Origin of the sequence: Portibacter marinus (genome assembly GCF_021533195.1) — a bacterium.
Classification (GTDB): domain Bacteria; phylum Bacteroidota; class Bacteroidia; order Chitinophagales; family Saprospiraceae; genus Portibacter; species Portibacter marinus.
Genome location: NZ_JAJNKB010000001.1, coordinates 600,888 through 625,414 on the forward strand (window position 1 = coordinate 600,888; position 24,527 = coordinate 625,414).

Consider the following 24,527-nt stretch of genomic DNA (forward strand, 5'->3'; position numbering starts at 1 on the left):
AATGACACCATTGGATATAGAAGAATTTAAGGACAAAGCCGGCCAGACCGATCAAGAGTTTAGTGATCCTATCTTACAAAGTTTACACCATATCAAAGCCGGCCAATGGGAGATGGCACATGACATAGCGCAGGATATTCCTTCAAAATGGGGATCCTATGTTCATGGCTTATTGCACAGAATTGAGGGAGACAAATGGAATGCGTCCTATTGGTACACACAGGCAGGTGAAGATGGATTCATGGGCACCATTGACCAAGAATGGAACCATATAGCTGATGCCTATATGAAGTCAAAGGCTACTTAATGGAAGCGTACTACTACAAAGCATATTACCAACTCGAAAGAGAACATTGGTGGTTCAGGGCTAGGCTTGAGATTTTGAGCTCAATGATCAGCAATAGGATTTACAAAGGCAAATCACTTAAAATACTCAACGCCGGCGTAGCTACCGGTGCAACCTCTAAGATGCTGGAATCATTTGGGGAAGTAACCTCACTCGAATACGATAAAGACTGTTGTCATTTTCTCAAAGAGGAATTGAAAATGGATGTGATCCAAGGATCGTTAACTGATCTTCCTTTTAAAGATAATAGTTTTGATCTGGTCTGTGCTTTCGATGTCATTGAACACATTCAAGACGACCAAAAAGCAGTTCATGAAATCAAGCGGGTGCTGAAGCAAGATCAGAAATTTTTCGTAACCGTTCCAGCATACCAATTCTTGTGGAGTGAACACGACGAAGTGAATTATCATTTCAGAAGATACACCAGGACTCAATTAGGAAAACTATTTTCTGAGGCTGGTTTACGTGTAAATCTAAAATCCTATTTTAATGCCATTCTCTTTCCTCCAATTGCCCTGGTCAGAACACTTTCAAAGCTTTTACCAAATAAAAATACAGAATCGCAAGAGAACAGATCAGATTTCGAAAAATATACTCCGGGCAGTTTATCCGATAAAGTTTTATACAGGATATTTAAGACAGAAAGATTCTTTTTGAAACGCGGAGTACGCTTTCCTTTTGGAGTATCCATTCTCATGATTGGGGAAAAAGCAGATCCTTAGATCTCTATTTGGCCGGTAAAAACCATTTGGACAGGTCCATGCAGAACGATATTGGTATATCGGTTTTTATGTGCATTGAAACTTACCTTTAGTGCTCCGCCCTTGGTCATCACATCTATATCGCCAACCGGAAGATTGTTCATACTGCGATGATATACAATTGCGGCTGCTGTAACTCCGGTTCCACACGAATAGGTCTCATCTTCCACACCCCGCTCATAAGTCTTGACCTTAATTTTGCCATCCATCTCTTGAACAACATTGACATTGATACCCTCTTGAGCGAACGGAGCACTATATCGAATTTCACGCCCGAAGGCTACGATATCAATGTCTTCACCTTGGTCTAACAATCTGACATAGTGCGGTGAACCTGTATTCAGAAGGTACGTTCTTTCGTCTAATCTTTTCATATCTGAGACATCATTCATGCCGAGTTTAATCCAGCCTTCATTTGCTATTTCTCCGGAATGAAGTCCATCGATGGCCTGGAAATTTGTTTTTTCCCCCGCCAATCCCATAAAATGTGCAAATGAAATCGAGCATCGACCGCCATTTCCGCACATGGTACTTTCTCCGCCATCGGAATTATAATAAACCATTCGAAAATCGCTGGTTTCGTGCTTTTCTAAGATAATTAAACCATCCGCCCCGATACCATATCTGCGGTGACATAATCTGGCAATGACTTCTTTATTGTCCTTTATTACGGAAACATCTTCTCTTCCATCAAAAAAAATAAAATCATTACCTGTCCCCTGATATTTCCAAAATTGATACTTCATGAACGTAAAAATAAAATTTCGAATTAGTTTAGCGCTGTGAATTGGTTTTTAAAAATTTCTATTGTTTTATTGTTGGCATCAGAAGTACTCCTGGTCACCTATTACCGAGAAATTATAGGGCCTTTAAATAGTGCCATACTCTTGGCATTCACCTCATTCCTCATCGGATTACTAGGGATTGCAGCCTCGTTCGAGCTAAGTTCTTCGAAGGAATTAAGCGTATCACGGTATAAGTTTTTGAAATATATACTGTCCATTATTGTAATTTCTTTTTTTCTGTACATGAACATCAGTATACTTCAACCGGCTTTTCTGATGAATCCGCTATCAATGACAGACAATTCCAAGTCTGACATCATTCCACTGGTCATGGTGATGGTGGAGCGTTTTCTACAAGGTGATTTTCCTTACAGTGAAGTTTCGATCTGGGGCTACACCCTCCGACCTACCTATCTACCGATGATCTGGCTCCCATTTACGCTAGCGGAACTACTAGATTTTGATTATCGATGGATACCATTTACAATACTTTCTTTAAGCTTGTTGCTACTGCAAAGTTACATTGTCAAGTATGCGCAGAACCTATTTTATTTGCTTATTGCAACCATAGCACCCTGGTTGGTTTGGTACTACATAATATTGGATGATACGGACTTATTTACCGTTTCTATTGAAAATATGAATGCCGCTTATTATCTGCTATTCGGCATGGCATTGATATCTCGAAAATATTGGTGGATAGCAGTAACAATCGCACTTTGCCTGATGGCTCGATTTAGTTTTGTGCTTTGGCTTCCATTGATGGGAATCATTCTATTAAAACAAAACCATCGCAGAGCTTTGACCATTATAGGGATAAGTGCTGGACTTCTGATTTTAATCTACATCGTGCCCTTTTTAACCAAAGATCCTTCGATGTTTATGGACAGTCTATCAAGCTATACTGTTGCAGCAGTAGGTGAATGGGCCCCAGCCTGGCAGGCAGAGGGAGAAAAACCACATCACTTATTCCGGGGAATCGGACTTGCTGGATTGTTTTATGAATTTGGTGATGGAAGTTTGATAGAGCGCATTGAATTACTAAAAGTTTGGCACTACCTAACTTCTATGGGTTGTCTTATTCCAATGGCCATCCTTTACTTTTGGAAAAGTAAATCGATCTACACTCCTTACTTCCTCTTAGCGTCATTAAAAGTTTACTTTGTCTTCTTTTATTCTTTCATCCAGGTACCTTATTCCTATTTGATGTTGGTACCTATATTTATCAGTGTTTTGATTTTTGTTGCTGTCTGGATCAATCCGAATCAAGAAAAAATCGCGTAATAAATTCAACAATTTCTGAGCATTTCATATTATTAAGGGGTAAATTGTTCGTTGTTATACATGAAACCGGAAAAGTTTTCAATGAGACGGAATATATTCACTTTACTATTGTGCTTCGTATGTGCCTTCGCTGCTGTATACGTTAATAACCAGTTTTTTCAACCTACTGAGAAAATAATTGAGTACCGCCAACCTGCTGTATTGGCTGCAGAGCGGATTATGCAGGAGAATATCAGTAAACAGCAGTATTTTTCATCTTCTCCGACTAATTTTATTTCTGCTGCAGACAAGGGAAGACCAGCCGTCGTTTTTATACGTGCTGTGCAAAAGTCCGGAAAAGCCAGATCAATGGCAGACAATCTGGGAGGGTCGACCGGTTCAGGAGTGATTATTTCTGCTGATGGATATATTGCGACCAATAATCATGTGGTAGAAGGAGCCTCCACCATAACCGTTATGCTAAACGATCGCCGTGAATATGAAGCAAAACTAATTGGAACTGATCCTACTACAGATTTAGCCATCATCAAAATCGATACATACGACTTACCTTTCCTTACTTTCGGTGATTCAGACTCCGTAATGGTGGGTGAATGGGTAGTCGCCATTGGAAATCCATTCAGACTGCAATCTACGGTTACAGCTGGTATTGTTAGTGCCAAAGCCAGAAATATAAATATTCTGGAGCAACAAGGCATCGAGTCTTTCATTCAGACTGATGCGGCAGTTAATCCCGGTAACTCAGGAGGAGCTTTAGTTAATACTGCCGGTGATTTGATTGGTATCAATACTGCCATTATGACTTATTCAGGTCGTTATGAAGGTTTCTCGTTTGCCATTCCGTCTAATCTGGCTAAAAAAGTAATTTATGATATTATAGAATTTGGAGCAGTTCAAAGGGGCTGGTTGGGTGTCACAATTTTGAATGTAAATGATAAAAGAGCCAAGGAGCTCGATCTAGAAGTCGTGGGAGGTGTCTTTTTGGACAGGGTCAATAACGGTGAGGCTGCTAGTCAAGCTGGTCTGAAGAGAGGTGATGTAATCATCGGCGTAAACGATATTCCTACCCTCAGTACTCCTGAATTTATGGAGCAGGTAGGCCGATTTCGTCCTGGAGATAATATCAAGCTTTCCTATATCAGAAATGGTAAGGAAAAAATTGCAGAGGTCACTTTGAGAAATCAGATCAACAGTACAGACTACGTTGCCATCAGAAAAGATAAGATTTTCACCGACCTGGGTTTTGAATTGAGGGATCTCGATCAAACAGAGAAAAAGCGATTGGACACTGAGGGTATTTACGTTGTCAGTGTTTCCAGGGGTAGCAAAATAGAAAGGACAAATATGGATCCGGGCTATATCATTACAAAGATCAATGAGAAACCTGTGAGAAATGTGCAGGATCTGCTTAAGGAACTGGAGGATCACAAGGGTATGGTCGTACTCGAAGGGTTCTATGAAAATTATCCAGGTGAATTTCCATATGCTTTCATCATGGAATAAGTATCAAGTCCTCCATAAATTTCATCTATTTATCAAACACTGTATTGGTTTGTAGTGTTGTCATGGTCAATGTTTCCTACCTATAATATCATGGTTTGAGAACAGATCGAAGCTCTATACTGAGTTATTCACTACATTTACGGCTACAGATACAAAGAATGACCGACTTGAATTTTAATAAGAACGAAGATGAGATGATGCTCGCCATGAGCAAATTAGAGCGCAAACTGAATGAAGTTCACAAAGGAGGCGGACTCAAGAAAATAGAAAAACACCACGCCAAAGGAAAGTTAACCGCTAGAGAGCGCATTGAATATTTGATCGATCGAAAGAGTGATGTCATTGAAATAGGAGCCTTTGCTGGTTTGGACATGTACGAAGAATATGGCGGTTGTCCTTCGGGAGGTGTGGTTGTGGTGATGGGATATGTTTCTGGAGTGCAATGCCTTATTGTTGCTAATGATGCTACCGTAAAGGCTGGAGCCTGGTTTCCCATCACAGGTAAAAAGAATCTGAGGGCTCAGGAAATCGCTATGGAAAATCGACTACCCATCATCTATCTGGTTGATAGTGCAGGGGTTTTCCTTCCATTACAGGATGAAATTTTTCCCGACAAGGAACACTTTGGTAGAATTTTTCGCAATAACGCCAGGCTTTCCAGTTTAGGAATTCCACAAATTGCTGCAGTGATGGGAAGCTGCGTGGCAGGAGGAGCCTACTTGCCGATCATGTCGGATGAAGCATTGATTGTAGAGGGAACAGGATCGATCTTTCTAGCCGGACCTTATCTGGTCAAAGCTGCTATAGGAGAAGATGTGGACAAAGAAACATTGGGTGGTGCTAAAACCCACAATGAAATATCGGGAGTTGCCGATTATAACTGTGCAGATGATAAATCTTGCCTGGATAAAATCAAAGATTTAGTGGGTAAAATGAATCTTTCATCTGAAAATTATTTAAATCGAATCAAGCCACAAAAGCCTGAGATTGAGGAAAGAAATGTGATAGGGATCATACCGGCCAATCGGTCGAAACCTTACGACACTAAAGAACTGTTGAAGTGTCTTGTGGACCGTGACACCTTAAACTTTTACAAGGACGATTATGGGAAAACCATTATTTGTGCCTACGCCAGAATAGACGGATGGTCAGTAGGTATAGTAGTGAATAATCGAATGGTCGTCAAAAATGGTAAAGGGGAAATGCAATTTGGCGGAGTGATCTATTCAGATTCAGCTGATAAAGCAACTCGATTTATACTGAATTGCAACCAAAAGAAAATACCATTGATCTTCTTACACGACGTATCGGGTTTTATGGTTGGTAAGAGATCAGAACATGGTGGTATCATTAAGGATGGCGCCAAAATGGTCAATGCAGTGTCCAATTCCACTGTGCCAAAAATTAGCATCATTATAGGCAATTCCTATGGTGCAGGTAATTACGCCATGTGTGGAAAAGCATATGATCCGAGGTTTATTGCAGCCTGGCCCACAGCAAAAATCGCAGTGATGGGTGGTGAACAAGCTGCCAAAGTACTCGCTCAAATTCAAATGAGCTCAATGAAGGCTAAAGGTGAAGAGGTCGATCAAAACAAACAAAATGAATGGTTTGAAAAGATTAAAGACAGATATGATCGCCAAACAGAACCCTATTATGCTGCAGCAAGATTATGGGTAGATGCCATTATAAATCCTGCAGAAACCAGAAAATTTATTTCTAATTGCCTCAAGGCGTCATCAAATACACCAATTGAAAAGTTTAATGTTGGTGTCATCCAAACCTAAAATAGTGGAATTAGTTGCTAAAACCATGGCTGGATTGGAAGAAATCCTGGCTGATGAACTTCGAGCCATAGGTGCGGAAGAAATTGAAATAGGCCAAAGAGCGGTTACCTTCTTTGGTGACAAGGAAGTGATGTACAGAGCCAATTTAGAATTACGTACGGCCTTGCGAATCCTAATGCCTATCAGTCGATTCCGAGCCAGAAACGAAAATGATCTTTATTCTGGGGTCAAACGCGTTTATTGGGACCGGTACATCAGAAAAGACCAAACCATTGCCGTTAATTCTGCCATTTCATCAGACTTCTTTAACCATTCTCATTATGTGGCACTTAAAACCAAGGATGCCATTGTCGATCAATTAAGAGACCGATGGGGAAAGCGGCCGGACGTTGACGTGGATGATGCTGATATTCGAATCAATACGCACATTCATCGGGATAAAGTGACCATTTCTTTAGACAGCAGTGGCTCTTCTCTTCATAAGCGAGGCTATCGACTAGAAACAGTGGAAGCACCAATCAATGAAGTTTTGGCTGCAGGATTAATCTTGCTTAGCGAATGGAATCTTAGAAAACCTTTTTATGATCCAATGTGCGGATCGGGCACATTCTTATGTGAAGCAGCGAGGATGGCCATTCACCACCCTCCTCAGTTTTATGACAGAACCTATGGCTTCATGAACTGGAAAGGCTATGATGGCGAGATTTGGGAAAAAATTGTAGCTCAAAGCAAAGAAAAAGTAAAACCGTTAGATGTCGATATCGTTGGCTTCGATTTAGATCCCGAAAGTGTCCAGGCATCATTGTATAACATAGCAGAAGCCGGGCTAAAAGGACTGGTTCAAGTCCACAATGCTAATTTCTTTGAAAATTCCAGTATACCTTCTGGGGCGCATGTAATGATAAATCCTCCCTATGACATACGATTAAAGCAAGAGAATATCATCGAATTTTTTAAGGAAATCGGCGATCACATGAAAAAAAACATGCCTGGAACTGAAGTTTGGATAATTTCCTCTAACATTCAGGCATTAAAATTGTTAGGCTTGAAACCGAGTAAGAAATTTAGTCTTTACAATGGACCTAATCCGGCTAAGTTTCATAAATTCGAATTGTATGAAGGAAGTCGTAAAAAGTCTTAGTATTCTTGGATCATTGATTTTAGTTTGTGGCCATGTCAGTGCTCAGCAACATTTTGTTACGCCAAAAAAGTTTGAATTTACCGTCACACACAGCACTTTTCTGTATGATTCAACGTTTACGAATTACCAGGTCAACCTTCCGTTGGCGTACCAATTTGATAAGCTGGCATTGTTCTGCAAGTTTGAGGAAAAAGTCGCCAGGCAGTCCAAAGTCAATATGAGGTTTAGGTTGGGTTCTTTAGATTATGTGAATTACCTGGAGCAAAAGCCGAATTGGCATTTAACAAACACTAAAAATGAATAGACATGAGATCACTGCTTAACATTTTATTTCTGGTAATGGTAGGAATGGGAACAATAACTTCCCTGGATTCTTGCAGAAAGGTCGAAGGATGTACCGATGAGGCAGCAGAAAATTACGATCCGGATGCGGATGTAAGCGATGGATCATGTGTTTATGCACGCGATAAATTTATCGGCACTTACGCCGGCGTCCTAAACTGTCAAGCACCTTTGCCCAGCGGAGAGGAATTCACGATGGTTATTTCAGAAAGTCTGACCAGCAATAGTGAGGTTTTGGTAAGTTTCCAAAATTTGAATACACCGTTACCAGAATTAGTGGCGAGAGTAGAAGGAGATCAATTATTTATTGATCCCGAACAAGTTTCCGTGGCGCTGAATCCAATGGAACCTACTATGCTTACTGATGTGGAATTTTCTGGAGAAGCAACCATTGCGGAAGATTTGTTAGGCGGCCAACTAAATATAAAAATTGTACTGCTTGGAACTGCTTTACCTTGTGATTTTACTGCGATGAAGCAGTAGGTAAATTTCAAATCATTATCGGATATCAAATAGATCCTGAACGCCTATTTTCTTGTAAGTGGTAAAGCCTTCGGCGTATTGAAATCCGGCTTCCCGTCCAAAGTCTCTGGCCTTGGCAATGATGAATTCCATAAAATCCTTTCCGGAAATGGGAGAAGAAGGTTCTTTTGAATCCGGATCATAAAATTGGGACTTAAATGCCTTAATGACTTCCATTTTCATATCAATGACATTAGAAATGTCATAGACAAAATCAGGCTCAAGTGCTCTGTCCTGTATGTAGTGATAAACATTTTTAGGTCTCCATGCTTCTTGTACCTCACCGTCTTTAGACGTTTTAATTTTCCTTAGCCCGGAAAGAAAACAGGCCTGATGCACCAATTGTGCAGCACGACCGTGATCAGGATGGCGATCTTGAATGGCATTGGCCAATACAATTTTAGGCCGATAGGTTCTTATGACTTCAATAACCTTAATCAGATTCTCTTCAGTAATTGAAAAAAGTCCGTCTTTCATATTAAGATTAACCCTGAATTCAGCTCCCATTAATGCTGCTGCATCTTGAGCCTCTTTCATTCTTATTTCAGGAGTACCTCGAGTCCCTAATTCTCCCTGGGTCAAATCCACTAATCCTACTGAATACCCATTCTCTATTTGTTCCAGTAAAGTACCAGAACAACTCAGTTCGACATCATCCGGATGAACGCCAATCGCTAAAATATCTACCTCCATTTGTCTCTTACCATTTTAATAAAACACTTCCCCAAGTAAATCCACTTCCAAAGGCTGCCAGACAGACCAGATCTCCATTGTCAATCCTTCCATCTTCCCAGGCCTCGCAAAGTGCGATCGGAATAGATGCTGCTGTGGTGTTTCCGAATTTGTCAATGTTATTATATACTTGTCGATCTTCCAACTTTAATATTTTCTGAACAAACTGCGCAATACGAAGGTTCGCCTGATGAGGAATTAAAATCTTAATGTCCTTAGTTTTAAGACCTGCAGTTTGAAGCGCTTCTAAAATGACTTCAGGGAATTTCTGGACTGCTTTTTTAAAGACCAACTGTCCCGTCATATTAGGAAAGATCATTCCCTCTTCCACCATTTTATCTGTCAGAAAAATGCCACCGTACTCTTTATCCTCAGGGTATCCGAAATTCTCCTTTCCCAGATGGTATCCACCATGCGAACCCGGGTTAATCATAGCCAATTCTTCAGCATGCGTACCATCGGAATGTAAGTGAGATGCAAGGATTCCTTCATGCCCCTCAGGACCTCTCTGCAGCACTACAGCACCGGCCCCATCACCAAAAATCACTGTTACTCCCCTACCCTCTGTGCTAAAATCTAAACCCATGCTATGCATTTCTGCTCCCACAAGTAAAATATTCTTGTACATACCGGATTTAATAAATTGATCTGCAACTGTTAATCCATATACAAAGCCTGAGCACTGATTTCGGATATCAAGTGCACCGATTTCGGTCCCCGTAATGCCCAGTTCTCTTTGAAGCAAAACACCACAACCCGGAAAATAGTAATCAGGACTAAGTGTTGCGAAAATAATAAAGTCGATATCTTCTTTGCTTACACCCGCTCTTTCTATGGCAATTTCTGACGCCCTGGCACCCATGGTTGTAGTGGTCTCTTTGTGCTTTTCGCCATACCTTCTGGATTTGATTCCTGTTCTCTCTTGAATCCATTCATCGGAGGTATCCATGACTTTTTCCAGGTCATGATTCGTCACTTCTTTGTCAGGCACATACTTTCCTATGCCCGCTATTTTCGTTGAATACATACAGTTCCATTTAAGAATCCTTAATTTATGAATTCTTAATGACAGCTACTTCCCTTTTTAGTTGTTTTTATGAATTTCGATGAGCATTGTGGGAAATAAATCTTTATTTTAGATTTATGAATTACGACACCAATAAAGAAAATTTAAGCCGAGAGATCGTTGCACTACTCATCAAATTAGCGCGAAAAGACGGACAACTGGATGAAAAAGAATTTTCCTTTATACTACAAGTCTGTGCGGCAATGGATATCTCTGCCGAAGAAATGAGGGAAATACAACTAAATTTGGATGCCTATCAATTTCGTCCTCCACAAAATGAGCAGGAACGAATGACTGTTCTTTATTACCTCCTCTTTTGCATGAAGATCGATCGTCAAGTCACCGAGGAAGAAAAAAAACTGGTTCAAAAGATGGGGTTCCGTCTTGGATTCAGGCAGCAAATGACAGACGATCTTATTTTATCCGTTCAAAACCATATAGAAGGAAAGCTACCAGAAAATGAATTGCTACAAAAACTTCAGAAGTACATGAACTGATGTCTCGTACACTGCTGGAGAAATTAGGGATTAAAGCAGGAATGAATGTAAGATTTATCAATGAACCAAAAGATTACTTTCAATGGCTGGGTGAGCCTTTACCTGAAAATTTAGCATTTCAAAATGAGCCATTAGATTTCATCCATTTTTTTACCAATGACATAGAAGATTTAGAATCACAACTACCGCAATTACAAAATAGCATAGTTCCGAATGGTATGATCTGGGTGTCATGGTACAAGAAAAGCGCTAAACTCCCTTCTGAACTCGATGAAGATATCATAAGAAGTACGGCATTGGCCTTAAAATTAGTCGATATTAAAGTTTGCTCTGTTAGTCCTCAATGGTCTGCTTTGAAACTGGTCATACGTAGAGAACTGAGATAGAGTATAATCTTTACCATTAGTCAGTACGCTGCCTTCCTTCCAGGTCAAGGTAAAGTTTAAAACAGCTGTCTAGATGAATAATTCTGGCAGCTATTTTTAGGATCAATATCACCTGGGCAATTAGGAAGGTCAATGCCCACAGATGGGTTGGAATCACATTTCTCAATTGAATCAGGATGAAGACTGCAACGATCATAAGTACAATGTTCAATCCCGATAATAAACCAGCAGATATTAGATTTTTAAATACAAATCCGCTCCCCTTCATCACAGCGCCAGTAATAAAAGGCTGGTTGTAAGCTGCAATTTGAAGCTTCGCATACTGTTTAACCATTAATACTAAAAATGCAAGCAGCACAAAAAGGATAGCGCTGATGGACAATTTCTGAATAAATTCCCAATCACTATGAACCTCCAGAATATTTATACCCATGAATAAGGAAAAACGATAAGATACGAATCCTATGATCATTATGGTAATCAGATAGTACAAACTTAACCGAAGTATTCTCCAAAAATAATTTAATCCTCCGTTCCAAAATGATCTTAGAACGATATATTGATTGTTACTCACTACAGCATAAAGAATGGCAGAACTTGTATAGATGCTGAATATATAACTGAATACTATGACGATGATTAACAAGTATAACATTGGACCCAAAGCAGAACCATAATTATTTAAGAATTCCAAGACCATACTTACATCAAAGCCCTCTTTTTGGTTTAGCACATCTGATCTTTCAAACTTACTTTTAAAATAAAACGTGATCGGTGAAGTGACAATGAAGGTGGTCGCCAGATTAGCCACATACAAAAAAAGGATAGGCCATCTGTACTTTAAGACGCCTTGCCATGCCCTAGCGTATATTTTCAGGGCCTTCATTTAACTTAAAAAATTTAGAAAATCCAGAAGGTTCTGTATCCCTACCTTAAATCTGGAAGTATATTTTCTATATGACTTGTTTTGCTCTAAGCTTAAGGTGTTGTCGATGAAATTTTTCTCAAGAATTAATTTACGATTGGGGTCCAACTGTACCTTGCTAATTTTACCAGTACCTGAGAAACTAAATGCTTTACTGCGCTCTTTTCCTCCCCAGACTATGAATTCCTGCCTTCCACTCTCAAACTCTACCTTCACTTCAACTGGTAGAATCATATCTCCTAATCTTTCAAGGACAAAAGAGGCATTGTAGTAGTTTTTATTTTTTTCAACCGAAAAAGGCTCGCAGTCATCAAGGTTTTCACTTAAACCACCGGTAATAAGCTGGTTTTCATTTTCTATACTTGTAACCCTATAATCACAAATTGCAGTGCCATAAAGGGCTTGTTCAAAAAATAAATTTAAATCAAATTGTAGTTCCTTCAGATATTCATTGCTGATATTATCCTGGAAAATCTGTATGAAATCTAGACCACACGGATGATGAAACTTCCAGGTTTCGAAATAAATCTTCATGATTTCATCAAACTTGGACCGACTAAGAATTCCTTCTAATGTTCTAAGCATCATGGCTGTCTTGTTATAAGCTATAGGCCCATATCCTCCATGGACAAATTCTCTGGCCATGAAACTATTGTCAGCCACCTGGGGATTATCGCTGGACCAAAACTCATATCGATTATATTCCTGATTGCCCATTTGAATACCAGCCATCTGAAATAACGATTGCTCTTCCCCGTAGTAATGATCCATAATTCTCCCTTCGTAATAGGTGGTGATGCCTTCATCCATCCAAGGCTCCTCTTGTTCATTGGTAGCGACCATCTGCATGAAATATTGATGAACAAACTCATGTACGACCAGAGTTTCTGGAGCCTTAAATCCTGAAGGAAGTAAATTGGAACTCAATGAAGAGAACAATGTGGGATATTCCATTCCACCCGCGAACAAGCCGTGAATAGGAGAATCGACCATCGTTAAACTGGAATATGGATAATTTCCCACATATTCCTGCATATAAGTCAACGCTTGCTTTACAGCAGTAAAATATCTGTCCACAAATTTTGCATGTGAAGGATAGTAAAACAATTTGATATCCACATCCTGCCATTTTTCTTCATGGGTCTGAAAGTGAGGTGAACAAGTCCAAGCAAAATCAATTACATTTTTAACTTCAAAGGTGACAGCCTTACGCCCGTTTCTGATTACCTCCTCCACCTTTTGACCGCTGGCACCGACAATGTAAGTATCCGGAATTTCAATGGTGACTTTGTAATCGCCAAATTCACCATAATACTCACCAAGTGCATGATATTGATGACACGACCATGCTCCCTGTCTTTCATATCTCATTCCTGCGGGCTCATAGACACCCAACTTGGGAAACCACTGAGCGAAGAAGTAGTAATCCTGATTATATCCAGTGCGAACCATGCTTTTGGGAATTTTCGCTTCCCACTTCATAAAATACTTGCTTGTTCCTCCAGGAGGAACCGGCTGCATCAGAGCAACACGGTAAACCGTTTGATCTGCTTCATTACCATCATCAGGCGCAATGAATTCACCTGTTAGGATATTTCCTGCCTCATCTTTTAATTCCAGTATTTCTGAAAAAGCCCAATGACACTCTTCCTTCAAGGATTTAGTCAATAAACTAAATCGCCCACTTTCCTGCATAAAAGTGGAGGATGTATTTTTGAAGGCATTGTAATAAAGGTGAAATTGCAATTCGGATACTGCTTGGTCAGATGGGTTAGTCCATGTGATCATAGAATTAGCAGTTAGCTTTTTTTTCCTGGTGTCTAAGCTTACCTCGATATCATAGTTAGCCCGGCCAGTCTCAACCTTCTGGGCAGATAAGAAATTAGCAAAGCAAATTAGCGCTATCCAATAAAGTAAGTTATTGCCATCCACTTTGCTAATATATAAAAATCACGATTTTCTTCCCAGCATCACTACTCCACCTACTAAACATGCCACACCTAAACCCAACATGATATAACCTGATGTTTTTCCACTCTCATCAGAAGCAGAAACCTCTAAACCCAGAATTTCAGCTGAAGCCGTGCTTTCTGAAACTTTGTTGTAACCCATGTATCCTAGTACGATGGCAAGTACGATTAAAATTCCACCAACTGCTTTGTTCATTTTTGTTTTATTTTGATTGAAAAAATTAAATTTCAACTAATACATATCGACGCGAACATATGTTCGATTCTTACGTAAGGTAACCATATCTCATGAATCCAATGACTATAATTGTTTATTGCTTTATCCTTTTTTCAGTCGTGGGCACATTTCTGCCTTATTTAGACTGCTCTCACTGGATCGTCAGAGGACAGTCCTACTTTAGGGCGGTGTATCTTGGCCTAAACGCATTATTACTGGTTATCACCTTGATATTTCTTCCCTTTACATGGCTCACGATTGCTGCTATCCTTTTGCTAGTGGCCGCCATTGTTGCTTGCCTCATTTCAGTTTTACCATTTACTCCTTTAAATTCAATCGAAGTTCCTTTTAAAGATAAGAAGGATGCAAAAAACAGTTTGAATATCCTTGTTTTCAATGTATATCAATTTAATGATCAATATCAAAACCTAGTAGACCTTGTTTTGAGAATTGATCCTGATGTTGTTTTCCTAATCGAGACCAATACAGATTGGGCTAAAGGGGTAAATGCATTGAAGAAACATTTTCCTTACCATTTTGACGAGATTAGAGAGAATACCTACGGTTTGATGTTCTTTACGAAGAGAGAACTCTTAGAAGGAGGAATCAACTATCTGGTCAAACCGACCATTCCCTCAGCAGAAGCATTACTTAACATCGAGGGTGTTAAAGTAAGGATTCTGGGTTTGCATCCAAAGCCACCATTCCCGGGTGAGGCTGAAACCACTCATTATAAAGATCGCGAGCTAGCTCAGGCCGCACGATACTTTAAAGCTCAAAAAGAAGATGACCATCAAATTCTGATAGGAGACCTAAACGATGTTGCTTGGTCAAGAGCGTCTCTATACTATAAGAAAGCATCTGGAATGAAGGATCCAAGGGTGGGTCGTGGCTTCTATTCTACTTTTCCTACCTGGTTTCCTATTAAAATTCCATTAGATCACGTATTTTGCTCTCCGGGATTAGAACTGATAGATTTTAAAGTGCTAGAAGATATCGGATCTGATCATTATCCAGTTAATGTCGAGTTTCATGTCCCTAAATAAAGAATGCGTCTCCGATGAGAAAGTATAGAACCATAAAAGGCAAAAAACACGCTCTGAAAAATGAGGGCAAGTTTATGATTCGAAAGCTAAGTATGACCGATCGCTTAAGAATCAAATCTTCTAAATCGAGGGGGCAGGTTTTAAAGAGCCTGAGAAGTAAGCAGTCTATTTGATGTAGACAGTTTTAACGTTTGTAAACTCCCTAATGCCAAAATAGCTCAATTCCCTCCCATAGCCACTGGTTTTTATTCCTCCGAAAGGTAATCTGGGATCTGATTTTACATACTGATTCACAAAACAACAGCCCGCCTCTAATTCGTACTCTGCTATTCTTTCTCCCTTTTCCAAATCTTCTGTAAAAACACATGCACCTAACCCAAACTTAGTGTCATTGGCAATTCGGATAGCCTCCTTCTCATCTTTTACTTTGATGACTGATGCGACAGGTCCGAATATTTCTTCTTCATACGCCGGCATACCAGGTGCCACCTTGGTCAGTATTGTTGGAGGGTAATAGGCGCCTGGACGATTGGGAATCTGTCCTCCTAATTCAAGCCTTGCTCCTTTCTTGACACTATCAGTGACTTGTTGGTGCACTTGATCTCGTAGATCTTTTCTTGCCATTGGCCCTAAATCAACATTATCCATAGGGTCACCAACGGATGCAGAAGCCATCTTTTTAATAAATTGCTCTAAAAACTGATTGTAAATATCTTTCACAACAATGAAGCGTTTTGCTCCGATACAACTTTGTCCTGAATTCAATAATCGTGATTGAGTGCATTGGTCCACCGCTAAATCTAGATTGGCATCCTTTAATACAATGTAAGGATCACTCCCTCCAAGTTCCAGAACCGTTTTCTTTATATTGCTTCCCGATTCTGAAGCCACGGCTGCACCTGCCGGTTCACTTCCTGTCAGCGTAGCAGCCTGAACATAGTTATGATTGATGATTTTTTCAACTTTCGAGCTGGATATGATCAAAGATTGAAAAGCATGTTCTGGAAACCCGGCTTTTTTAAAAACTTCTTGGATCTTTAAGGCACAACCTGTCACATTGCTGGCATGTTTTAGCAGACCTACATTTCCAGCCATCAATGCAGGTGCGGCAAATCTAAAGACTTGCCAAAAGGGATAATTCCAGGGCATAACGGCCAACACCACGCCCAATGGTCTGAAACATATTTTACTCTTACTGGCATCGGTATCGATGATTTCTTCTTCTAAAAAACGTTCTGCATGGTCTGCATAGTACCGACATACCCAGGCACATTTTTCTATTTCTGCTTTTGCTGATTGAAGGGTCTTCCCCATTTCGGTCGTAATCATGCTTGCCAGCTCTCCTATATCTTCATCAAGAATATCAGCAGCTTTATGCATCAATTCCGCTCGCTTCCCGAAAGTAGTTGATTTCCAAACCAGAAAAGTTTCATGCGCATCGTTGATGGTCTTTTCAATTTCATTTAAGGTAAATTCCTTGTAGACCTTTAATTGTTCTTCCGTGGCCGGATTTAATGTGATTATTTTACTCAATTTTCAAGCATTTTTCTTTCCTTAAGCGATAATCCATCGTCATAATTTTTCAATTCAACGATATCCGCAGGCATGCCAATGTTGGCTTCAGTTAGTGCAGCGACTACCTTGGATTGTGCGATAGATTTCAATTCCAAGCCACTGAACTTATCGTCAAATGTGTTGATCCAATAAAAAACCTCAATGTCTACCGTAGATGTGTTTAAATTTTTCACATGTGTGCGAGGGAGCTTATCCTCTTTAAGGATACCTTCTATATTCATGATTTCTCTAAGAATGATTTCTCGAGCCTCTTCAATATCAGATTCATAGTCCACTCCAACGATAAAGCTACCGCGTAAATATCCATCGATGGTGTAATTATATAACGGATTTTTTAAAATTTGACCGTTAGGAACATAGACATCTTTACCATCAACGGTTTTGATGTGGGTATCTCTTAAATTCATTTCTAAAATAGAACCTTCCACGTCATTGCTTTTAATATAGTCCCCTATTCTGAATGGTCTTTTAAAAGCCATAATGACTCCTGCCAGAAAATTTTCAGCGATATCTTTAAATGCAAAACCAATAATGAAGGTCGATACACCTACCGCTCCAAGTGCTGAACCAGCGATAGCGGCCATGCCTATGATATAGAGGAAGACCAGAAAAATAAGGATAACTATGGCAATGTTGATCGCACCATCAAAGAAATTGATGAGCAGCTGGTCCTCTGCCTTCAGACGGGCATATTTGATAATTCTTCTTCTAAAAAAACCCAGGATGACAAATAGTAGGGCACATACAACAATCGCAAGCGCAACCTTTGGCAACAGAACAATAAATTGATCATAGTATCCTACAATTTGTTCCTGTAAATCATTCAGTACTTCCATATATAAATATTAAGTTTTAGGTCTTGTATATTCTTTCTTTAAATCAAGCAATCTTTGTAACTCTACTTCAACGGTGGTTTTCTGACTAATAAGTTTGGATACGATATTAGTAGGCATTTCGACATCTTTTAGTGCTTTTTCATAGTCTTTGATTAGAACTTTGGCGCCCCGCTCGATCTCCTCGACCAATCCCGGAATGTCACTATCCACAAAATTGAGTTTGAAATTAATAAACATCTTATGCATTTGGCCTAAAACGGTACTGCTTACCTCTGGATCACCTCCAAGAGACTCAGAGAGTTCCTGCAGTTCCAGGTGCATATTATGTCTGTCTGCAGCAAAAGATCGACACCATTTAGCCAATGTTTTGTCTTCTGTATGATCTGCAATGGTATCAAAACCGTCTTCAGCGTCTTTCAACCTGGTAATCAAATCCTGTAGCGCTGTTTTTATTTTAGCAATATCCATGTGATAAAATTTAATGGTAGAATTTAGTATCTATTGACATAGAGAATAAATGCTTAAGATGTTCGATGATTAATCTAGCTCAGCGGCTTCTTCATCTGTTAACTCATCGCTGGCATAATGTGGGTACACGTTTTGTATGAGATTCCAATTCTCCTTAATGAGGGATTTAAGGAGAACAAACAGATCATCCAGGATCATGTACAATTCTTTATGATCTTCACTATCACTATTAGTCTTTCGCATCTCGTAAAAAGCACTATAGCCTTCAAAAACCTTGGTGATCTCATTAGTTTGGGAAAGAAATTCACTAAAAGATTCAAAAACGTATTTTTTGAGATTGTTAGGTTTATTTTTTGACTGTCCATTGGACCTAACACTCAAGTCCTCTACCATCATAGAAAGTGGCTTCTCACCGAAGTATTCACATATTTTAAGAAAATTTTCAGCATTGGGTTCTACCATTCCGTTCTCATACGACGCAATACTGTTCCTACTGATACCAATTCTTTCAGCGAAACCTCCTTGGCTAATCCCATTCAACCTCCTCAAAAATTTCAGATTGGCTCCAAAATTTGTAGGTTTGGGAATATTTTTCTTTTTCTTCACCATAAATGGAAGAAATATTTATATTTTTGTGAATAATTTCTATAAAGTGGATGTTGACTATATCATATTTTAAACAATACACGTCTTTATGGAGATAATGTCAACAAAACGAACATACTGAATATTTTTTAAGTTGAGTAGGAAATGTGATTAAAATTAAGCAGCACCAATGGCAATAGAAAAGTCTACATTAGCACATAACATAAGATTTCTTCGCAAAGAACGCAACTTAAGCCAAGAGGAACTATCTAACCTTCTTGATATCAAGCGATCGAATATTGCCGCATACGAGAGTAAAAATGTAGAGCCCCGACTTAGAATCATTATGGAAATAGCCAAAATTTTCGACATCGATGTAGCTACACTAATCGAAATTAGATTAACACCAGATAGTGCCTACAAGCCTTTTAATACTACCAACACACCTTCTGAAACTGAGTTAAATCTTGATATAAGGGAGAATGGGGAGTTGCAAGATTTTATAGAAAAATCCATTAAAATCAGAAAAGTTTTAGAGGGCTTCAAAGCATTTTATAATTTTAGAAAAAATGGCATAGAGGCAGATAGCCCCGAGAAAGAGAAAATCATATTTGACATCGACAATTTCATTCAATTAATGGAGCATCTGCTCAACTATAATGAAAATGTGATTAAAGCCATGTCAAATTCAAGCACCACTATCGAGTAACTGAAACACCATTTCTTAAATTTTGTAGCATTTTATCAGCATTTACTATCCAGGTAGGTGTTTTTTTTGTTATTAAAATTCCCTTTTTACATCTATCCCATCACATTCTATCTCATAAAAGTCGCTACTTTTTAATCATATATTTATCATTTTATAAAAATTAACCGATATATGTCATTGACTATCAGCTAATTAAGACCATAATGTTATTATTTTTCACATTGTTTTGTGAAAATATTTGCTATTGTGCAATATATGCCTTATATTTGTTGTTATAATTAACGAATTAACTAATCAATAAAAAGTATTAACATGACAGAGTCACAATTTGTAGAAAAGTATAATGAGTATAATGATGCCTTACACAACTTTGCTAGAAAATTGACACGAAACAAGGTTGATTCTGAAGACTTAGTCCAGGAAACTGCAATTAAAGCATTTAGGGCCTTACACACTTTTAAAGATGGTACGAGCTTCAAAAGTTGGGCGTTTACCATTCTGAAAAATACTTTTATTAGTAAATACAATCGTAAGAAAAGAAGGAATGTAGTTAACAACCCTATCGAAGATTTTACTTTTGCATTAGAAAACAAATATTCAGTGCGAAACGATGCTGTATCTAAAATGAGGTTTAAAGAGCTCGAAGCTTCTATTGAGGAATTAAGCTACAAGAGTAAACTTCCTTTCTTAATGTTTGTAGAGGGATATCAATACAATGAAATCTCCGAAATTTTAAATATTCCAATTGGAACAGTGAAGTCTCGTATTAATTTTGCGCGGACAAAACTGAAGCAAAATATGTCAGTAGTTGAAAAATTAGCGGCATAGTCACAATTTTCGAACATTTATGATGGTTCGAAGTAAGATTATTATCAGAATATTTGTAAATCTTAAAAATTAAAATTATGAGCGACGACAGAAATAATAATACGAATAAGTTTCTCTTTATTGCGGGAGTAATAACGGGAGCAGCGGCGACTATTTACTTTAATACACCACATGGGCGTAAAGTAAGAAATGCTATTGTAGAAAAAGCAGACGAAGTAAAAACCAATGTCTCTGAGAGAGCAAATGAATTTGCTAATACAGCAAAGGAAACAGGACAGTCAGTGTTACAAGGCGCCAATAGAACGATTGAATCAGTAAAAGATTCAGCTCGATCCGCACTTGATTCTGCAAACAGCACAATTGATAGCGTAAAATCAAGATTTATTAACACTGTTGATGATACGGCAGACCATATTGAAGATGTTGCAGAAACAAAGGCCTCTCAAGTGAAAAGTGGTGTTAAAAAAGCAAAAACGAAATTAAATAGCACAACATAAATATCGGCTAAAGAATAAATACCTATGTTACTTCTGTGACATAGGTATTTTTTTAACATGAAACATACAAGTGGAAAATAACGAAAGCATTCTGACAGAACTTGGTGAAAACTACGAATATGTACGTACGATCGTAAGTAATGAAATAGAGTTGGTTAAGATAAATGCTTCTGAAACAACAGCGAAGGTTCTGGGTTTTGTAGCATTAGCTGTCTTAATTCTATTAGGTTCATTGCTAGTGCTTGTTGGTCTCTTGATAACATTGGCCATTTATCTTTCCAGTTTATTGAATTCGGCTGTATTAGGTGTTTTAATCACGACTTTAATTCTCGCGATCGCAGTGTTTCTAATTATAATATTTAGAAGAAAACTATTTTTTGAACCTATTGCATATGCCATGTTTAATAGATACGAATCAAAAAGGAAAAAATGACGTCATTGTACGATGAGAGAAGAAAAAAAATTAAATTGGAAAATCACGCTGCAAAAAAGTTGCTGATTAACAATCTGGAAAATTTCAAATTGACAGATCTGATAACAGGTAGCGGGACATTACCAGGTTTCATGAAGGGTTTAACTGAAAATCCCGGGAAAGTAATTACTGGTGGTGATTTAGTAAGTAGAACTATTTTATCGCGTGGGAATATAGTGAGAAGAACATTCAGATACTTATCTTTTATAAAAAGAGCAATAAAATTACTAATTAAATAAATAATAATTATGAGCGCATTACAAGACAAGTTGAAAGGGAACTGGAACATTGTTAAAGGTGAACTTAAGCAACAATATGGAGAATTAACAGATGATGATTTAACTTACGAAGAAGGTAAGGAAGATGAATTATTAGGAAAAATTCAGAAAAAAACTGGTAAAACAAAAGCTGAGGTAAAAGACTTTATTGACAGCATTTAAAAAATACACCATTCATCGAACAGAGTCAACAACTTTTATATAAGGAAGTTGTTGACTTTTTTATTTCAAACAATCAGAATTAATGAACTACTTAGGATTTAAGCCGGAAACGGTAAATAGTACGAGCGAGCAATTAAATAAGCTTTTGTGCAATTATCAGATTTACTATCAAAATTTAAGAAATTATCATTGGAATATATCCGGGGAGCATTTCTTTGATCTTCATGTTAAATTTGAAGAATTGTATAATGAAGCCAAAATTAATATTGACGAGGTTGCTGAGCGAATTTTAACTTTACGCAAAAAACCCATTTCCACTTTAAAGGAATACCTCGAACAAGCTGATGTAAAGGAGCGGTCAACAGACGATCCGAAGAAAATGGTGGCCAATATATTAGACGACCATAAAAAAATTATTGCTAATTTAAGAGCCGTAATTGAAAAAGCTGCTAAGGCTGAGGATGAAGGTACTATAGATATGACAGCTGGATTCTTAGCATCGATAGAGAAGAATAGCTGGATGCTAGATGCTTGGTTAAACAGATAAACGATATGAAAGAACAAGAAAACAATGAAATCATTGACTCCAAAAATATCTCTACAAGATATGGAGTGATTGCTGGTGTTAGTATCAGTATTATTTTATTATTATTCCAATTGGCAGGAAGTGATTTTGAACCAGTTTTGAAAATAAGTGCTATGATTCCATTGGCAGTATGCATCGCCTTAGCATTTAATAAGATTAAATCGTTAGGAAAAAGTGTTTTTCCTTCTGGTGTTTCGACCGGTTTAAAACTCAGTTTGATTGCTGCGATTAGTGTTTTGATTTTTAATTTGATACTGTTTTTAATATCTAAGGATTTGTCCTTTAGCAAATATGCGATCATACCAGAGACTGGTGCAAACTTTTTGACCGTATCCGTCATTCTGCTTTTCGAAATTTTTGTATTTGGAGGCGTTATGAGCTTCATACTCATGCAGTCCATGAAAAGATCTAGCAAGACCAGATGATAAATAGATCAACCCTCCGCAATATGACCTATTGGACCATCATTATCATAGGTTGCGGATGGTTGCTTTACATAGGTAAGTCATTAATCTTACCCCTACTATTTTCCTGCCTGTTTGCTATTTTTTTGATGCCTCTGACTAAATTTTATAAGAAGAGAATCAAGTTCTTGTGGGTCAGTATCCTATTGGCTTTTCTAACAATACTAATACCTCTTTCTGGGATTCTGTTACTCTTCTCTTTTCAATTGGTCGAGATGATAGAAAATTTACCTTCAATTGCTAATCAGGTAGAAGCTGGGGTAGCGAAGATTATAGTTACGTTAGAGTCATTGAATCCTTTTAAGCAATTTAAAGCCTCGGAACTGATTAATGAAAATATCGACAATATTGCGAAAGGACCCATACAAAGTATAGGTTCCGGACTTCTAACGTCTTCAGAGCTAATCCTATCGATGTCACTCACTTTTCTGTATACTTACTTTCTGCTGTATTATAAAAACAGTTTTAAGAACTTTATCATATATCAGTTTAAGAGATACAAAAGGAATGACATAAAGGATACACTGCTTCAGATTAAAAAAACAGTACAAGGATATATAACAGGTCTTGGAATCGTCATACTAATTTTGACTGTTCTGAATAGCATTGGATTATATTTTATAGGAATCAAATATCCCATTTTCTGGGGTGCTTTAGGAGGTATGCTTGCCATCATACCTTACATCGGTTCTATTTTAGGTGGCTTATTGCCCTTTTTATATGCGCTATCTACTACAGACACCACCTGGCAGCCTGTTGCCATTTTGATTTATTACACTTCTATCCAACAGATTGAAGGAAACTTTATCACACCAAATGTGATTGGTAGCAAGATCAATATTAATCCATTGGTTGCTATCTTGTCTTTGGTGTTCTTTGGCTCCTTCTGGGGTATTGGTGGCATTATTCTATCATTACCATTGATATCAGTAGCCCGTATAATATTGGAGCAATTTGACGAAACCAGAGCTATTTCCATGCTTCTAAGTGCTGACATAAGAGAAAATCAAAGTAAATTTAGCAACCTCTTGCCCGGTCAAAACGAACAGCATTTTTTACTACCTGAAGACGAAGGTTATACCGAAGAGGTTAAGTGATCTGTGTTGTTGAGCTCATCGATCATAAACTTAGAACCTATCTGCCTGGCTATAAATAATCCCGTATTAGCGTGCTCATATTTTTCCATTTCTTTCAATGGTTCATTCTGCATGATGCATAATAGAGCACGAATGGTTCTGCCATGGCTACAAATCAGAACCTTGTCATAATTCAGGTTTTTGAGAAAAACACAAAACTTCCTAATTCTTTCAGCCAGTTCTTGTGCACTTTCACCACCTGTAAATCCTACGTGATAATTTTCAATAGCCCACTCACCTGTTACTTTTTTATACTCTGCCAAACTGCTTTCTGTATGCGGTTTACCTTCATAAACTCCCCAGGATATTTCATTTAATTCAGGGACTTCCAAACTGTCAATCCCCTGTTCTATAAACTTTTGAATCGTTTGCTTAGACCTTTGCAAAGTGGAGTGAATGATGAGGTCAAAACCAAAATTCTGATAGTTTTTATAGAAGAGCTGAGCTTGATGAAGGCCAACTGAGTCCAGAACAGAATCCACTCCACTTCCTTGCCAAATTCCCAGTTTATTATATTCAGTTCTACCATGTCTGATGATGAAGATTTCTTTATTCATAGGCACAATATATAAAAAAGCAATATCCATCATTATGGATATTGCTTATTGTCATGGTGTACTA

At 38.2% G+C, this 24,527-nt stretch carries 31 protein-coding genes; 20 read left to right on the forward strand and 11 right to left on the reverse strand.

Annotation, left to right across the window (positions count from 1 at the left end; all coding sequences use genetic code 11):
* Position 1 precedes the first annotated feature (1 nt).
* Both L2567_RS02515 and L2567_RS02520 read left to right on the forward strand, forming a co-directional pair.
* Entirely contained in the window at positions 2-307 is a 306-nt protein-coding gene (locus tag L2567_RS02515; RefSeq protein ID WP_235296115.1) for a hypothetical protein, read from the forward strand.
* The gene (locus tag L2567_RS02520; RefSeq protein WP_235296116.1) at positions 307-1,068 is read left to right on the forward strand and encodes a class I SAM-dependent methyltransferase; all 762 of its coding nucleotides are present in this window, start codon (positions 307-309) and stop codon (positions 1,066-1,068) included. The genes L2567_RS02515 and L2567_RS02520 overlap by 1 nt, the downstream gene beginning before the upstream one ends.
* Here L2567_RS02520 and dapF read toward each other — a convergent pair.
* Entirely contained in the window at positions 1,065-1,853 is a 789-nt protein-coding gene (gene dapF / locus L2567_RS02525; RefSeq protein WP_235296117.1) for a diaminopimelate epimerase, read from the reverse strand. The genes L2567_RS02520 and dapF overlap by 4 nt on opposite strands.
* 36 nt (positions 1,854-1,889) lie before the next feature.
* Here dapF and L2567_RS02530 point away from each other — a divergent pair, with 36 nt between their 5' ends.
* From L2567_RS02530 to L2567_RS02555, 6 genes are all read left to right on the forward strand, one after another.
* A complete protein-coding gene (locus L2567_RS02530) occupies positions 1,890-3,176 on the forward strand; it encodes a hypothetical protein (protein WP_235296118.1) in 1,287 nt (428 codons plus the stop codon).
* 81 nt (positions 3,177-3,257) lie between these two features.
* Complete coding sequence (locus L2567_RS02535) at positions 3,258-4,679, forward strand: Do family serine endopeptidase (protein WP_235296119.1); 1,422 nt, start codon at positions 3,258-3,260, stop codon at positions 4,677-4,679.
* A 158-nt stretch (positions 4,680-4,837) separates the two neighbouring features.
* Positions 4,838-6,466 (forward strand): acyl-CoA carboxylase subunit beta, encoded by a 1,629-nt coding sequence (locus L2567_RS02540; RefSeq protein WP_235296120.1) that lies wholly within the window; start codon positions 4,838-4,840, stop codon positions 6,464-6,466.
* 4 nt (positions 6,467-6,470) lie between these two features.
* Positions 6,471-7,607, forward strand: coding sequence for a THUMP domain-containing class I SAM-dependent RNA methyltransferase (locus tag L2567_RS02545; RefSeq protein ID WP_235296121.1), 1,137 nt, complete (start codon positions 6,471-6,473; stop codon positions 7,605-7,607).
* Complete coding sequence (locus tag L2567_RS02550; protein WP_235296122.1) at positions 7,582-7,911, forward strand: hypothetical protein; 330 nt, start codon at positions 7,582-7,584, stop codon at positions 7,909-7,911. Before L2567_RS02545 ends, L2567_RS02550 begins: the two co-directional genes overlap by 26 nt.
* 2 nt (positions 7,912-7,913) lie before the next feature.
* Complete coding sequence (locus L2567_RS02555; RefSeq protein ID WP_235296123.1) at positions 7,914-8,432, forward strand: hypothetical protein; 519 nt, start codon at positions 7,914-7,916, stop codon at positions 8,430-8,432.
* A 15-nt stretch (positions 8,433-8,447) separates the two neighbouring features.
* Here the strand turns inward: L2567_RS02555 and bshB1 are convergent, their stop codons facing one another.
* Positions 8,448-9,164 (reverse strand): bacillithiol biosynthesis deacetylase BshB1, encoded by a 717-nt coding sequence (bshB1, locus tag L2567_RS02560; RefSeq protein WP_235296124.1) that lies wholly within the window; start codon positions 9,162-9,164, stop codon positions 8,448-8,450.
* Between the two features lie 7 nt (positions 9,165-9,171).
* Positions 9,172-10,230 carry a 3-oxoacyl-ACP synthase III family protein gene (locus L2567_RS02565; RefSeq protein WP_235296125.1) on the reverse strand — a complete coding sequence of 353 codons (1,059 nt, stop codon included), beginning with the start codon at positions 10,228-10,230 and terminating at the stop codon, positions 9,172-9,174.
* 116 nt (positions 10,231-10,346) lie between these two features.
* Between L2567_RS02565 and L2567_RS02570 the strand changes: the two genes are divergently transcribed.
* Together L2567_RS02570 and L2567_RS02575 are read left to right on the forward strand one after the other, a co-directional pair.
* Positions 10,347-10,766, forward strand: a complete 420-nt coding sequence (locus L2567_RS02570) for a tellurite resistance TerB family protein (RefSeq protein WP_235296126.1) — start codon at positions 10,347-10,349, stop codon at positions 10,764-10,766.
* Positions 10,766-11,152 carry a DUF3052 domain-containing protein gene (locus tag L2567_RS02575; protein WP_235296127.1) on the forward strand — a complete coding sequence of 129 codons (387 nt, stop codon included), beginning with the start codon at positions 10,766-10,768 and terminating at the stop codon, positions 11,150-11,152. Before L2567_RS02570 ends, L2567_RS02575 begins: the two co-directional genes overlap by 1 nt.
* Positions 11,153-11,168: 16 nt before the next feature.
* Here L2567_RS02575 and L2567_RS02580 read toward each other — a convergent pair whose 3' ends face one another.
* The 3 genes from L2567_RS02580 to L2567_RS02590 all read right to left on the reverse strand — a co-directional run bounded on the left by L2567_RS02580 (position 11,169) and on the right by L2567_RS02590 (position 14,243).
* Positions 11,169-12,038, reverse strand: coding sequence for a hypothetical protein (locus tag L2567_RS02580; protein WP_235296128.1), 870 nt, complete (start codon positions 12,036-12,038; stop codon positions 11,169-11,171).
* The gene (locus L2567_RS02585) at positions 12,039-13,865 is read right to left on the reverse strand and encodes a M1 family metallopeptidase (RefSeq protein WP_235296129.1); all 1,827 of its coding nucleotides are present in this window, start codon (positions 13,863-13,865) and stop codon (positions 12,039-12,041) included.
* Positions 13,866-14,027: 162 nt separating this feature from the next.
* Entirely contained in the window at positions 14,028-14,243 is a 216-nt protein-coding gene (locus tag L2567_RS02590; RefSeq protein WP_235296130.1) for a hypothetical protein, read from the reverse strand.
* A 92-nt stretch (positions 14,244-14,335) separates the two neighbouring features.
* On the opposite strand from L2567_RS02590, the gene L2567_RS02595 reads away from it, so the two are divergent.
* Positions 14,336-15,310, forward strand: coding sequence for an endonuclease/exonuclease/phosphatase family protein (locus tag L2567_RS02595; protein ID WP_235296131.1), 975 nt, complete (start codon positions 14,336-14,338; stop codon positions 15,308-15,310).
* A gap of 165 nt (positions 15,311-15,475) precedes the next feature.
* Here the strand turns inward: L2567_RS02595 and L2567_RS02600 are convergent, their stop codons facing one another.
* From L2567_RS02600 to L2567_RS02615, 4 genes are all read right to left on the reverse strand, one after another.
* A complete protein-coding gene (locus tag L2567_RS02600; RefSeq protein WP_406626648.1) occupies positions 15,476-16,834 on the reverse strand; it encodes an NAD-dependent succinate-semialdehyde dehydrogenase in 1,359 nt (452 codons plus the stop codon).
* 5 nt (positions 16,835-16,839) lie between these two features.
* Positions 16,840-17,721 (reverse strand): mechanosensitive ion channel family protein, encoded by an 882-nt coding sequence (locus L2567_RS02605; RefSeq protein ID WP_235296133.1) that lies wholly within the window; start codon positions 17,719-17,721, stop codon positions 16,840-16,842.
* 9 nt (positions 17,722-17,730) lie between these two features.
* Positions 17,731-18,189 (reverse strand): ferritin-like domain-containing protein, encoded by a 459-nt coding sequence (locus L2567_RS02610; protein WP_235296134.1) that lies wholly within the window; start codon positions 18,187-18,189, stop codon positions 17,731-17,733.
* A gap of 69 nt (positions 18,190-18,258) precedes the next feature.
* Positions 18,259-18,798 (reverse strand): helix-turn-helix domain-containing protein, encoded by a 540-nt coding sequence (locus L2567_RS02615; protein ID WP_235296135.1) that lies wholly within the window; start codon positions 18,796-18,798, stop codon positions 18,259-18,261.
* Between the two features lie 166 nt (positions 18,799-18,964).
* On the opposite strand from L2567_RS02615, the gene L2567_RS02620 reads away from it, so the two are divergent.
* From L2567_RS02620 to L2567_RS02660, 9 genes are all read left to right on the forward strand, one after another.
* Positions 18,965-19,483: a helix-turn-helix domain-containing protein gene (locus tag L2567_RS02620; RefSeq protein ID WP_235296136.1), complete on the forward strand. Its 519-nt coding sequence runs from the start codon at positions 18,965-18,967 to the stop codon at positions 19,481-19,483.
* A gap of 312 nt (positions 19,484-19,795) precedes the next feature.
* Positions 19,796-20,311, forward strand: coding sequence for an RNA polymerase sigma factor (locus L2567_RS02625; protein ID WP_235296137.1), 516 nt, complete (start codon positions 19,796-19,798; stop codon positions 20,309-20,311).
* A 77-nt stretch (positions 20,312-20,388) separates the two neighbouring features.
* Positions 20,389-20,808 (forward strand): YtxH domain-containing protein, encoded by a 420-nt coding sequence (locus tag L2567_RS02630; RefSeq protein ID WP_235296138.1) that lies wholly within the window; start codon positions 20,389-20,391, stop codon positions 20,806-20,808.
* Positions 20,809-20,878: 70 nt separating this feature from the next.
* Positions 20,879-21,241, forward strand: coding sequence for a hypothetical protein (locus tag L2567_RS02635; protein WP_235296139.1), 363 nt, complete (start codon positions 20,879-20,881; stop codon positions 21,239-21,241).
* Positions 21,238-21,519 carry a hypothetical protein gene (locus L2567_RS02640; protein WP_235296140.1) on the forward strand — a complete coding sequence of 94 codons (282 nt, stop codon included), beginning with the start codon at positions 21,238-21,240 and terminating at the stop codon, positions 21,517-21,519. The genes L2567_RS02635 and L2567_RS02640 overlap by 4 nt, the downstream gene beginning before the upstream one ends.
* 9 nt (positions 21,520-21,528) lie before the next feature.
* Complete coding sequence (locus L2567_RS02645) at positions 21,529-21,720, forward strand: CsbD family protein (protein ID WP_235296141.1); 192 nt, start codon at positions 21,529-21,531, stop codon at positions 21,718-21,720.
* Between the two features lie 82 nt (positions 21,721-21,802).
* A complete protein-coding gene (locus L2567_RS02650) occupies positions 21,803-22,267 on the forward strand; it encodes a Dps family protein (protein ID WP_235296142.1) in 465 nt (154 codons plus the stop codon).
* Between the two features lie 5 nt (positions 22,268-22,272).
* Positions 22,273-22,731 carry a hypothetical protein gene (locus L2567_RS02655; protein WP_235296143.1) on the forward strand — a complete coding sequence of 153 codons (459 nt, stop codon included), beginning with the start codon at positions 22,273-22,275 and terminating at the stop codon, positions 22,729-22,731.
* Positions 22,732-22,754: 23 nt separating this feature from the next.
* Positions 22,755-23,867 carry an AI-2E family transporter gene (locus tag L2567_RS02660; RefSeq protein WP_235296442.1) on the forward strand — a complete coding sequence of 371 codons (1,113 nt, stop codon included), beginning with the start codon at positions 22,755-22,757 and terminating at the stop codon, positions 23,865-23,867.
* On the opposite strand, the gene L2567_RS02665 is transcribed toward L2567_RS02660, so the two are convergent.
* Complete coding sequence (locus L2567_RS02665; protein WP_235296144.1) at positions 23,846-24,463, reverse strand: histidine phosphatase family protein; 618 nt, start codon at positions 24,461-24,463, stop codon at positions 23,846-23,848. The genes L2567_RS02660 and L2567_RS02665 overlap by 22 nt on opposite strands.
* Positions 24,464-24,527: the final 64 nt, after the last annotated feature.